Raw genomic sequence first — 11,539 nt, 5'->3', positions numbered from 1 at the left:
GCGCCCACAGGCGCGTGCGCATCATGGAATGTTCCCGGACGGGATCATGCCTCGAGCGCGAAACCACGCGACCGCGTTGCGGATTGCAGGTTCAATCGGTCCCACCACATAGCCCAGCTCTCGCGCCGCCTTGTCGCACCGGTACCGGTACCGGTCGGTGAACGCGTATCCGACAGACATCGAGTTCACTGTGGTTTCCCGACCGGTGACGACCTCGAACAGGTCGCCGGCCTTGCCTGCTATCCATGCGACCGGATAGGCCAGTCGTCTGCGCGGCGGATCGACCCCGACCACATGCGCCACTCGCTCGATGTACTCGCGATACGTCAGCTCCTGGCCGCCCAGGATGTAGCGTTCGCCGCGTTTTCCGCGCAGCCACGCGGCGATCATGCCACGCGCCACCTCGCAGACATCCGCGAAATTGTTGTATCCCGGTGTCCAATAAGGGATTCTGCGGTTGGCGACCTCGACGATGAGACGGCCGGAACTGGGTCTGGCATCGCGCGGGCCTACCAGGTAGGTCGGGTTGACGATGACTGCATCCAGCTTGTCGCAGGCCCGCTGCACGAGGATTTCGCCGCGCCGTTTGGTCACTGGGTAAGCGCCGGCCAGCCCGGCACGCTCCCAGCCCCATGGTGTCTGCTCGTCGGCTGGTGTGCCGTCGGGTGTGGGTCCGATCGTGTTCGCGGTCGAGGTGTGGACGACCCGCGGCGTACCGACGGCGATCGCGGCCTCGATGACGGCTCGAGTCGCGTCAACATTGACCGCCGAGATCGCCGGTGTGACCGTCCGCCTGGTCGAAACGCATGCGGCGCAATGGAAGACAACGTCGGCGCCGGTGAACACATCGCGGAGTTCTGCCACCGAACCGAGGTCAGCGCAGACCCACTCGATCGGCAGATCGGCCAGCGAACTCGTATCGGTGCTCGGGCGTCGCGTCGCGGTCACAGTGTGCCCCTGCGCGATCAGTTCGGCGGCCAGGTTGGCCCCCAGCAGCCCGCTTGCTCCGGTTATCACGGTGTGTGCCATCGGTGCGGGTCAACCGGACCCTGGGGTGCGATACGACGCGACCGGTGGCCGGCGATGGGCCCACGGTCGTGCTGATTCCAGTTGCGCGGCAAGCGAAACGAGTGTGGATCCGTCGTGGGGTCGCCCGACCAGATGGACCGCTCCGGGCAGGCCGTCGGCCGAGACGCCGGCCGGAATCGACATGGCTGGTTGCCCCGTGTAGTTCTGCGGCGGGGTGAACGGCATGAACGCCAACACCCGCGCCATGGCGCGGGTTGGCCCTATCCCCTCGAGGTGTCCGACAGGCACCGCAGGCTTAGCCAGTACCGGCGTCATCAGCACGTCGCAATCGGCTATGGGCCGCAAACCCCGCTCGCTCATCCGGTCCCGCGCGGCCAGTGCGCGGTGAGCCAGCCTGTCGGGGACCAGCCGCGCGGTGCGACCCTCCGCCCGAATCCGCGGTTCCAGCAGCTCGGGTGTGGGCAGTCGGGCGATTTCATCGGCGAGGCCATGCATCATCAGCACGAATACCGAGAGGATCGCAGCCGGCGGATAGAGTGGGTCACGCTCGACGACCTCGTGGCCGAGCGAGCGCAGCAACTCGGCGGTTTCCCACACGGGCCGGCGCACCTCCTCGCTGACCGGCACGGGAACCACCGGCTTGAAGGACATCGCGATTCGCAGACGACGGGGCGGGCGCGATACCGCGTCCGTCAGCGGCGGTGCCGGTGACGCAGGGGGGATCTCGTCGTCGGGCTCGGCGCCGGCCATCGCGTCGTGCAGCAGCGCCGCGTCGGCCACGCTGCGGGCCAGCGCGCCGATGTGGTGCAGCCCGTGGAACCGGTAAGCCCGCTCGGGTGATTGCTTGGTGCTGATCCATCCGCGTTGCCCCTTGATGCCTACCAGGCCGCAGCACGCGGCCGGGATGCGAACCGACCCGCCCCCGTCGGTGCCCAGCGCGCCGGGCACCATGCCGGCCGCCACCGCGGCCGCCGAACCACCGCTGGAACCCCCGGTTGTGCGGGACGGATCCCACGGATTGCGCGTCACGCCCCAGGTCGGCGACTCGCACATCGGGACGGCACCGAACTCGGGCAGATGCGTCTTGCCGATGATCACCGCCCCGGCCGCCCGGAGGCGCCGCACCGCGGCGCTGTCGCTGCTCACCGGGCCCGTATCGATCCCGGTGCCGCACATCGACGAAACCCCCGCCACATCGGTGTCGTCTTTGACCGCAACCGGCACGCCCGCCAGCGGCAGCACCTCCCGGGCGGCGAGCCGCCGTTCGACCTGCGCCGCATCGGCCATCGCCCGCTCGTCCAGCACGACGCGAAATGCGTTCAACACCGGGTCGAGTTGGGCGATCCGCTCCAAGTAGAGCGTCACCACGTCCCGCGGCGAAACCTCGCGACCGCGGACCAGCTGCGCCAGCCGTGCCACCCCGGCGAAAACCAGGCCTTGATCATCAACGGCGGTCATCGGTGTCCTTCGCGCGAAACCCACTACTCAGCTTACGCATCAGCGCGAAACAAGGCGCACGACATGATCACGTGCCGGACGCATTTGCGGCCCATACTCGTCGAAACCTGGCAATCTGCAAAGCTTCTCGCCCTCGGCAGGCGCTGCCGCGGTGTGTCACTGAGCCGCCTCTGGGGTTCGGCCGGCAACGCTGTCGTTCATGCCGTCGGTGTGCGGGCGATCGTGGCGTGTTCGCGGACCCCACGCCTTCCGGGCCAAACCGGTGCTCAGCTCACGGTGCGGGCGCATAATCGAGGTGCATGTCTGAAACTTAGGAAGCTGCCATGAGCGAGCTACGGTACGACTTTTTCGGCCAGATTTTCCAGCGGTACTTCCGCACCGCCGTCGACACATATCCGCGAACGGGTGGGGCACTCGTCGAAAAGTTACTCACGTTGAGTGACGATGCCCTGGACAGGCTGACGCAGCCCCGGTGCGCCGCAATTGCATCGGCTCAAGCCGAGATCCCGAATGCCAGAATCACCTCGGAACTTTTCGTGATCACCCAACACGGACTGGTTTATGCCGCCGAGTTGAACGGGTCGCGCCGGGCGCTGTATTACCTGGCCACACCGCGCGCATTCTTCGATCCGCTCGTCGATCAGGTCGACGGCGCCGAACTGCGCGGTGGCGCGGTAGTCGTGGTGGACGCCCGGTTCACCCGCGATCTCGCATCATCCGGGGACCCGATGGACGCCGCGCTGCGCCGGATACTCGATGAGCACTTGGCGTTGCGGGTGGACCTGCCCGCTTAGCTGTTTTTTCGCCGCGGTCTTCCCGATGCCGCGATGATCGACGCCTCGTGCACCACGCCGCAGCGTCTCACCCGTCAGGGGTGTCCACCAGGTCAACCCCACTGGCGAGCTGTTTGAGCTCGTCGAGCCGGTCGAACAGTGCCCGTCCCTCGATGATCCAGCCTGCGAAGTCGCGGTGACGCCGCGCTGGTTGCCGCGCATACCAATCAGCCATTCCCTGTTCCCAGCACCAGTATTCGATCATGAGCGCTCGCAGCAGTGGTTTGGCGAGGAGCTCCTGTGCCGACACCGAAGAAAACATCGCGGGCAGATCGACCAAGAACGACGATCGATGTACTGAATTACCGTTCGCCATTGCACTTTTCGTTTCCTCGGGGTCCAGATACCAAGATCGGCGGGCAAGATGGCAACCCGGCCCTGGCTCATGGTCACCGAATCACACAGATGACACCACGGCCGAAAGGCCCTTTGTCTGAGTCGAAGTGCTCATTGACCGAAAACTGCCTGGCAGGCCCCGGACCTTCTACGACCGTAGTCATCCCCTTCGGCCCACGAGTTCGGAGACGGAGACGTAATCCGGAATCGACCCGGCCAAGCACGTCGACATCACCGTGCGCGATGGCCGGTTGACGATCAAGGCCGAGCGCGGCGAGAAGAAGGAAACCAGGGGCCGCTCGGAGTTTTCCTACGGCTCGTTCGTTCGCTCGGTTTCGCTGCCCGCCCGTGCGGATGAAGGCGACATCAAAGCCACCTATGACAAGGGCATTCTGACCGTGTCGGTGGCCCTTTCCAAGGAGGCTGCGCCGGCGGAGAAACACATCCCTGTGCAGGCCACCAGCTGACTGACGCAAGCAGACACGTCGCCGCGCACTGCCGGCGGGGGGCGTTCATGGCGGAAAGTGTGTTGCCATCCGGCACGAAAACGGCCCCCGGAGTAGTTCCGGGGGCCGTTTTACCTGGTAGCGGGGACAGGATTCGAACCTGCGACCTCTGGGTTATGAGCCCAGCGAGCTACCGAGCTGCTCCACCCCGCGTTGGTGAATGCCAGGTTACCGAACCGGCGTCACGGCGACCAAATCGCGCGGTCACGGGGTTTCGGCGCAGGCTCTGTTCAGTGCGACGGCCGGTTCAGCCCGTACCGCTGGGCGATGTCGTCCATCCAGTCGGGCGAGCCGTAGGTCAGCCCGTACTTGTCGGCCAGCTCGGCGAACTCGGGCAACTCGTGCAGGACCTTGCCCGCCGGGTCGTCGGCGTGCTCGATGAGCAGCTCACCGAGCTCGCGGAAGTAGTTCTCGAACCCGCCGGGCGTGATGACCTCGATGATGCGGCCCGGCTCGCTGCCGGCGTTCCACATCGCGTGCATCTGCCCGCGGGGCTTGGTGATGTAGCCGCCGGGACCGAGGACGACCTCGCTGTCGTCGGAGCGGAAGCCGATCTCGCCCGCGAGCACGATCGAGTGCTCGTCCTCACGGGTGTGCATGTGCGCCGCCGTGAGCAGGCCGACCTCGAACGGGTGCTCGACGATCGACACCTCACCCCCGTTGGCCTTGCTGGACAGCTTGAACACCGCCCCGAATCCGGGGAGGGCGACGTACTCGCCCGCCCCCGGCTGCACCACGGTGACCCCGATGTCGTTCGATCCGGTCATCTGACTCACCTTCCCCGGTCGTTATCCCGCCGCCGCGAGGCCGGCGGTTTCCCGCGGCGACCACAGCGGCTGCGGCACCTCGACACCGAACGGCTTGCCCCAGTGGTTGCGGGATGAAACCTCGTGGACGGGACGACGATTGGCCGCGACACCCCACCTGCCCCGCGGGTAGCCGAGGGCCAGCATGGCCGACATCTTCCAGCCTTGCCCGACGGGCACGCCCAGCAGTTCGTTCACCTTGTCCTCGAAATTACGGAGCACCATCGTCATGACGCCGCCGACGCCCTCGGCGCGGGCGGCGAGCAACGCGCTCCAGATCGCGGGGTAGATGTTGGCGCCGCCGAGGTCGTCGATCGCGAAGACGAAGAGCAACAGCGGGATTTCCTCGAAATGGTCGGCCAGGTAGTTCCCCGAGCCCTGCATGCGGCGCATCGTTTCGGCATGCGCGGCCGGGTCGGCACCCGGCGCCGGCGCCGCCATCGGCCCCGCCCCGGTGCGGTATTTCTCGTATTCGATGGCGCGGGCCTGACGGAACAGTTCGGCGAACTCGCGGATGAGTTCGCGATCGTCCACCGCCACGAAGTGCCAGCGCTGGGTGTTGCCGCCGTTGGGGGCGCGCACGGCCGCGTCGAGGATGCGAGCCTGCGTCTCCAGCGGAATCGGGTCCGGCCGCAGCCGGCGCATCATCCTGGTGGTGTACAGCGCTTCATAGAGATCCATTTGTCTGCTCCTTTCCGCTACTCCGGCCAGCTGTTGTGGAGGATCTTGTCGACGAAGTCGACGCGCTCGAAGGCCGGATCGAAGTGCGCCAGCACGTCGGCGTTCATGGTGCCGGCGGTGGTCTGCGGACGGTGCTTCATGCCGTCGTTGAACGCCGCCAGGATGCGGTTCTTGAAATCGGGCCGCGGGTGGGCGGCGGTCACCGCCGCGAGGGCGTCGGGAGCCAGATCGTCGCGGCCCACGCCGACCACGTCGACTTCCACCCCGGCCTGCAGCAGGGCGACTTCGGGTGCGAGGAACTCGGGAACGCCGGGGGTGGTGTGCAGGGCGATCCCGAGCCACACCTTGTCCGCGTCGGCCCGGTCGACCCCGCGCGCCGTCAGGAAGTCGCGGGCCGCGTCGGCGCCGTCGACCTCGAAGCGGACGGTCGAGGTGCGGTAGCGCCCGGTGAGCCCGAGGTCGTGGAACATCGCGGCGACGTAGAGCAGCTCGAGATCCGGCTGCATTCCGCGGCGCAGGCCCCGCAGCGCACCGAAGAGAAATACCCGGCGCGAGTGGTTGAACAGCAGGTCGTCCTCGGCGTCGCGGATGAAATCGGTGGCCTCGCGCACCAGCGCGGTATCGGGGATCTGGATGCCGGCGATGCTTTCGATCGAGCTGCTGGTCATGATCTCGTCTCCTTCGGGTGACCGTGATTGCCAATGTACGGCGGACCGGGCCGCCCGACCGTGGGCGTTCGAGCCGTCTTCTCCACAGAAAGCGACACAATGTGTTACGTGGCCGGAGCCGAAGCGCGTTCGCGGGTGGTGGTGATCGTCGTCTTCGACGACGTGACCCTGTTGGACGTCGCCGGGGCCGGCGAAGTCTTCGTCGAAGCCAACCGGTTCGGCGCCGACTACCGGCTCAAGATCGCGTCGGTGGACGGTCGGGACGTGACCACCTCGATCGGGACTCGATTGGGTGTCAGCGACCGCATCGCGGCGATCGATTCGGCCGACACCGTCCTGGTCGCCGGCAGCGACCACCTGCCCGGGCGGCCGATCGACCCCGCGCTCGTCGAGGCGGTCGGATCGTTGTCGGCGCGGTCCCGGCGGATGGCCTCCATCTGCACGGGGTCGTTCATCCTCGCCCAGGCCGGCCTGCTCAGCGGCCGGCGCGCCACCACGCACTGGCACGATGCCCGGCTGCTGGCCCGCGCCTTCCGCGATGTCACCGTCGAGCCGGACGCGATCTTCGTCCGCGACGGCGACGTCTTCACCTCGGCCGGGATTTCGTCGGGCATCGACCTGGCGCTGGCGTTGGTCGAGATGGATCACGGGACGCAACTGGTCCGCGACGTGGCCCGCTGGCTGGTCGTCTACCTCAAACGCGCTGGGGGCCAATCGCAATTCTCGGTACTGGTCGAGGCCGATCCGCCGCCACAGTCGCCGCTGCGCGCGGTCATCGATGCGGTGGCGGCCAACCCGGCCGCCGATCACAGCGTGGCGTCGCTTGCAGCCCGCGCGTCACTGAGCACCCGTCAGCTGACCCGGCTCTTCCAATCCGAGCTCGGCATGAGTCCGGCGCGCTATGTCGAACTGGTTCGCGTCGACTTCGCCCGTGGCGCACTCGAATCCGGCCGCTCCGTCACCGAGACGGCGGGCATGGCAGGCTTCGGCAGCATCGAAACGCTGAGACGGGTGTTCGTCAACCACCTGGGCATCAGCCCGAAGGCCTATCGGGAGAGGTTCCGGACGGCCTACGCCTGAGGGCTATTTGGTGTTGTTGTACTTGGTGATGGCGTCGTCCAACCGCTGCAACGCCGCACCGTAACCGGCGAAGTCACCCTTCTTCTGGGCGTCCTTGGCCGCGCCCAGCGCCGCCTGAATCTCTTGCAGGGCAGCGGCTTTGGCCGGGGTCAGCGTCACCGACCCGTCCGGGACCGGCGGAACCGCCGCGACCGGCGGTGGCGCTCCCGGTGGTCCGGCCGGCGGGGGCGGGCTCACCGGCGGGGCCTGGGGGGCGCCGCCTTCGGTGGGCTGAATGCTGGTCGCGGCGGCGCCGGCGCCGGGACCGAACAGCCCGGTCAGCGCGTCGCGCACCGTGGGGCCGTACCCGATCTTGTCGTTGTACATCATCGCCACCCGGATCAGCCGCGGGTACGACGAGGCGGCGTCGCTGGCCCCCGGGGAGGCGTAAACCGGTTCGACATACAGCAGACCGCCCTGGCCCACGGGCAGGGTGAGCAGGTTGCCCCAGCGGATGCGGTTCTGATTGTCACGCCCGATCACGCCGAGGTCCTGGGACACCGCCGGGTCGGTGGTGATGGCGTTGTTGGCCAACTTGGGCCCGTTGACCTGACCCGGGACGGTCAGCACCGTGATCCTGCCGTACGTCGCGGGGTCGGAGCTGGCGCTGATGTAGGCGGCCAGGTAGTCGCGCTTGAACCTGTTCATCGCGCTTGTCAGCTGGTATGACGACGAATTGTCGTTCTTGGCAATGTTTTTCGCGACGATGTAGTAGGGCGGCTGATAGCTGCTGGCGGTCGGGTTCGGGTCCAGCGGCACGTCCCAGAAGTCGGACGTGGAGAAGAACGTCACCGGATCGTTGACGTGGTACTTGGCCAGCAGCATCCGCTGCACCTTGAACAGGTCCTCGGGGTAGCGCAGGTGCTCGGCGAGTTCGGGGGTGATGTCGCTCTTCGGCTTGACGGTGCCGGGGAAGACCTGCATCCACGCCTTGAGCACCGGGTCCTGTTCGTCCTGCTGATACAGCGTGACGGTGCCGTCGTAGGCGTCCACCGTCGCCTTGACCGAGTTGCGGATGTAGGAGACCTGCTTGTCGGGGGCCAGCTTGTTGAACGCCACCTCGTTGGAGTCGGCGGTCGCCGATTCCAACGAGGTGAGTTCGGAGTACGGGTAGTTGTCCAACGTGGTGTAGCCGTCGATGATCCACACCAGCCGCTTGTTGACGATCGCCGGGTACACGGAGCTGTCGGTGGTCAGCCACGGCGCCACCGCCTCCACGCGGCGGGCTGGGTCGCGGTTGAACAGGATGCGGCTGTTGGAGCCGATCACGTTGGAGAACAGGAAGTTTCGCTCGGCGAACTTGGCGGCGAACACGCTGCGGGACAACCAGTCCCCGACGGGCACTCCCCCGAGCCCGGTGTAGGTGTAGTTCTTGGTGTCGGCGCTGGTCTCGTAATCGTATTCGCGGTCCGCACCGTTGCGGCCGACGATCGCGTAGTCGGCGGAGGTGTTGGAGATGACGGGGCCGTAGTAGATGCGCGGCTGGTCCAGCGGTGCCGGGCCGTCGGACACGACGTTGCCGTTGGCGCCCACGACGTTGACCAGGAATTCGGGATAGCCACCGTTTTGGTTGGGGTCGTTGGCGATTCCGCGCACGGTGTTGGCCGGCGAGGCGATGAACCCGTTGCCGTGGGTGTAGACGGTGTGCCGGTTGATCCAGTCCCGCTGGTTGTCGATCAGCCGGTCGGGGTTGAGTTCGCGGGCCGCGACGACATAGTCGCGCAGCGAGCCGGTGCGGTCGACGTACCGGTCGATGGACAGCTGGTCGGGGAAGTAGAAGAAGTTCTTGCCCTGCTGGAACTGGGTGAAGGCCGGGCTGACGATCGTCGGGTCGAGCAACCGGATGTTGGAGGTGGTCGCCCGGTCGTCGGCCACCTGCTGGGCCGTGGCCTGCGTGTCGCCGGCGTACGTGCGGTAGGTCACCACGTCCGAGGTCAGGCCGTACGCCTGCCGCGTCGCCGCGATGCTGCGGCTGATGTATTCGCTTTCCTTCTGCGCCGCATTGGGTTTGACGCTGATCTGCTCGACGATCAGCGGCCACCCCGCGCCCACGATCAACGACGACAGCAGCAACAGCACCAAGCCGATGGCCGGAATCCGCAAGTCACGCAGCACGACGGCGGAGAACACCGCGGCCGCGCAGATCAGCGCGATCGCCATGAGGATCAGCTTCGCCGGCAGCACCGCGTTGATGTCGGTGTACCCGGCGCCGGTGAAGGGCTTGCCCCCGCGCGTGTGCGACAGCAACTCGTAGCGGTCCAGCCAATACGCGAACGCCTTGAGCAGCACCAGCAACCCCACCACGGTCACCAGCTGGATTCGGGCCGAGCGGCTCAGCGTGCCGGTGCGCCCCGACAGGCGGATGCCGCCAAAGATGTAGTGCGCCAACAGGTTGGCCAGGAAGGCCAGGAACACGGCGACGAACAGGTAGCTGAGCAGCAGCCGGTAGAACGGCAGGTCGAACGCGTAGAAGCCGAGGTCCTTGCCGAACTGCGGATCCCGGATGCCGAAGTCCCCGCCGTGCAGGAACAGCTGAATCCGCACCCAGTAGCTCTGCGCCACGATGCCGGCCAGCAGACCGATCGCGACCGGGACCCCGATGCCCACCAGCCGGAGCCGGGAGAGGACGACCGCGCGGTACCGGGCCACCGGATCGTTGTCGCTACTCGGCACGAACACCGGGCGGGTGCGGTAGGCCACCGCCAGACCGGCGAACACGATCCCGCCCACCAGCAGACCGGCCACCAGAAAGACCACGAACCGGGTCACCAGCACTGTCGTGAACACCGAGCGGTAGCCGAGCTCACCGAACCACAGCCAGTCCACGTACGCGTCGATCAGCCGAGGACCGGCGAGCAGCAACGCGATCACACCGAGTGCGATCAGGATCAGAACCCGGCTACGCCGAGTCAGCTTCGGCATCCGTGCGGTGGGCCGCATCCCCACTGGCCACGCTCCCTGCTCGATTGATCGACGGTGACAACTCTACGCATCGCGCGACCTGCGATCCCGGCCGAGCTTCAGCAGCTCGGCGCCTGGCCCCCCGACGTGATCGCGTGCAGCGCGTCGACCGCCTGGCTGAGGGTCTCGACCTTCACCAGGCGCAGGCCGGACGGATTGTCCGAGTTGGCCTCGTAGCAGTTTTTGGCCGGCACCAGAAACACGGTGGCGCCGGCCGCGTGGGCGGCGACCATCTTGTGCGTGATGCCGCCGATCTGGCCCACCTTCCCGTCGGCCGAGATGGTGCCGGTCCCCGCGATGAACTTCGACCCGGCCAGGTCGCCGGTGGTCAGCTTGTCGACCACCGCCAGGCTGAACATCAAGCCGGCCGACGGCCCACCCACGTTGGCGAGGTTGAAGTCGACGACGAACGGCGCCCACGGCGCGGTGAGCACGGCGACACCGAGGAAGCCGTAGTCGCGATCCTTGTTCGCGCCCAGCGTAATTTGCGCCACGCCGGCCGGTTCGTTCTTGCGCCGGTAGTCGATGGTCACCGTCTGGCCGGGCTTGGTGCCCTTCAGCAACCCGGTGAACTGGTCGACGTCGGCCACCGGGACGCCGTTGACCGCGTCGATGGCGTCGCCGTTCTTCAGCTTGCCCGCCGACGGGCCCGGATCGGTGACCTTGGCGACCGTCACCGCCGCCGGGTACTTGAGGTAGCCCAGGGCGGCGTACTCGGCGCTGTCCTCGGAGTCCTTGAAGTCGGCGTTGTTGGCCTTGTCGACCTCGTCCCGCGACTTGCCCGGTGGATAGATCAGGTCGCGCGGGACCAGCTGCTCCTGGCCCGAAAGCCACAGCGTCAGCGCTTCACCCAGCGTCAGCTCGTCCCGCTGGGACACCGTGGTCATGTTCAGGTGCCCGGTGGTCGGATGCGTCGCGGTGCCCTCGATCGCCACCACCTGCTTGCCGTCGACCTCACCGAGCGTGTCGAAGGTCGGCCCGGGGCCCAACGAGACGAACGGCACGGTCACCACCGCGAGCAACACGCCGAAGACCAGGATCGGCACCAGCGCGACCATCAAGGTCAGAATCCGCCTGTTCACGCCGATTACACTAGACGGAGCCCACCGCCCCCGGTTCAGCCACAAGCCGACCCGAGACCG

10 protein-coding genes, 1 tRNA gene and 1 pseudogene are annotated in these 11,539 nt (G+C 67.1%); 3 read left to right on the top strand and 9 right to left on the bottom strand.

Annotated elements, in window-relative coordinates:
- Positions 1–21: 21 nt before the first annotated feature.
- Both G6N37_RS00325 and G6N37_RS00320 read right to left on the bottom strand, forming a co-directional pair.
- Positions 22–1,029, bottom strand: a complete 1,008-nt coding sequence (locus tag G6N37_RS00325) for an NAD-dependent epimerase/dehydratase family protein (RefSeq protein ID WP_163674321.1) — start codon at positions 1,027–1,029, stop codon at positions 22–24.
- Positions 1,030–1,038: 9 nt separating this feature from the next.
- Positions 1,039–2,487: an amidase gene (locus G6N37_RS00320; protein ID WP_163674318.1), complete on the bottom strand. Its 1,449-nt coding sequence runs from the start codon at positions 2,485–2,487 to the stop codon at positions 1,039–1,041.
- Between the two features lie 323 nt (positions 2,488–2,810).
- Between G6N37_RS00320 and G6N37_RS00315 the strand changes: the two genes are divergently transcribed.
- Positions 2,811–3,281: a glucose-6-phosphate dehydrogenase gene (locus G6N37_RS00315; RefSeq protein WP_163674315.1), complete on the top strand. Its 471-nt coding sequence runs from the start codon at positions 2,811–2,813 to the stop codon at positions 3,279–3,281.
- Positions 3,282–3,348: 67 nt separating this feature from the next.
- Here the strand turns inward: G6N37_RS00315 and G6N37_RS00310 are convergent, their stop codons facing one another.
- The gene (locus tag G6N37_RS00310) at positions 3,349–3,600 is read right to left on the bottom strand and encodes a hypothetical protein (protein ID WP_083175992.1); all 252 of its coding nucleotides are present in this window, start codon (positions 3,598–3,600) and stop codon (positions 3,349–3,351) included.
- Positions 3,601–3,859: 259 nt separating this feature from the next.
- Here G6N37_RS00310 and G6N37_RS00305 point away from each other — a divergent pair.
- Positions 3,860–4,123 (top strand): annotated as a pseudogene (locus G6N37_RS00305) (Hsp20/alpha crystallin family protein); the annotation flags it as partial.
- Between the two features lie 115 nt (positions 4,124–4,238).
- Here G6N37_RS00305 and G6N37_RS00300 read toward each other — a convergent pair.
- The 4 genes from G6N37_RS00300 to G6N37_RS00285 all read right to left on the bottom strand — a co-directional run bounded on the left by G6N37_RS00300 (position 4,239) and on the right by G6N37_RS00285 (position 6,317).
- Positions 4,239–4,315 (bottom strand) — tRNA-Met (locus tag G6N37_RS00300).
- Between the two features lie 77 nt (positions 4,316–4,392).
- Positions 4,393–4,929 (bottom strand): cupin domain-containing protein, encoded by a 537-nt coding sequence (locus tag G6N37_RS00295; protein WP_163674308.1) that lies wholly within the window; start codon positions 4,927–4,929, stop codon positions 4,393–4,395.
- Positions 4,930–4,950: 21 nt separating this feature from the next.
- Positions 4,951–5,649 (bottom strand): nitroreductase family protein, encoded by a 699-nt coding sequence (locus G6N37_RS00290; protein WP_163674304.1) that lies wholly within the window; start codon positions 5,647–5,649, stop codon positions 4,951–4,953.
- 17 nt (positions 5,650–5,666) lie between these two features.
- Positions 5,667–6,317 (bottom strand): HD domain-containing protein, encoded by a 651-nt coding sequence (locus tag G6N37_RS00285; RefSeq protein WP_163674302.1) that lies wholly within the window; start codon positions 6,315–6,317, stop codon positions 5,667–5,669.
- A gap of 99 nt (positions 6,318–6,416) precedes the next feature.
- Between G6N37_RS00285 and G6N37_RS00280 the strand changes: the two genes are divergently transcribed.
- Positions 6,417–7,397, top strand: a complete 981-nt coding sequence (locus G6N37_RS00280; protein WP_174813771.1) for a GlxA family transcriptional regulator — start codon at positions 6,417–6,419, stop codon at positions 7,395–7,397.
- Positions 7,398–7,400: 3 nt separating this feature from the next.
- Here the strand turns inward: G6N37_RS00280 and G6N37_RS00275 are convergent, their stop codons facing one another.
- Positions 7,401–10,382 (bottom strand): UPF0182 family protein, encoded by a 2,982-nt coding sequence (locus G6N37_RS00275; RefSeq protein ID WP_163674299.1) that lies wholly within the window; start codon positions 10,380–10,382, stop codon positions 7,401–7,403.
- A gap of 74 nt (positions 10,383–10,456) precedes the next feature.
- Positions 10,457–11,479, bottom strand: a complete 1,023-nt coding sequence (locus G6N37_RS00270; protein ID WP_163674297.1) for a YlbL family protein — start codon at positions 11,477–11,479, stop codon at positions 10,457–10,459.
- Between the last annotated feature and the right edge of the window lie 60 nt (positions 11,480–11,539).

It is taken from the genome of Mycobacterium seoulense (genome assembly GCF_010731595.1).
In the GTDB taxonomy this organism is placed as follows: Bacteria; Actinomycetota; Actinomycetes; order Mycobacteriales; family Mycobacteriaceae; genus Mycobacterium; species Mycobacterium seoulense.
This window is presented reverse-complemented; position numbering and strand designations above follow the sequence as displayed.

What these genes read in the sequence shown, in the direction of transcription:
- G6N37_RS00325 (WP_163674321.1), bottom strand. Translation starts at nt 1,029, where the DNA reads ATGGCACACACCGTGATAACCGGAGCAAGCGGGCTGCTGGGGGCCAAC.
- G6N37_RS00320 (WP_163674318.1), bottom strand. Translation starts at nt 2,487, where the DNA reads ATGACCGCCGTTGATGATCAAGGCCTGGTTTTCGCCGGGGTGGCACGG.
- G6N37_RS00315 (WP_163674315.1), top strand. Translation starts at nt 2,811, where the DNA reads ATGAGCGAGCTACGGTACGACTTTTTCGGCCAGATTTTCCAGCGGTAC.
- G6N37_RS00295 (WP_163674308.1), bottom strand. Translation starts at nt 4,929, where the DNA reads ATGACCGGATCGAACGACATCGGGGTCACCGTGGTGCAGCCGGGGGCG.
- G6N37_RS00290 (WP_163674304.1), bottom strand. Translation starts at nt 5,649, where the DNA reads ATGGATCTCTATGAAGCGCTGTACACCACCAGGATGATGCGCCGGCTG.
- G6N37_RS00285 (WP_163674302.1), bottom strand. Translation starts at nt 6,317, where the DNA reads ATGACCAGCAGCTCGATCGAAAGCATCGCCGGCATCCAGATCCCCGAT.
- G6N37_RS00280 (WP_174813771.1), top strand. Translation starts at nt 6,417, where the DNA reads ATGTGTTACGTGGCCGGAGCCGAAGCGCGTTCGCGGGTGGTGGTGATC.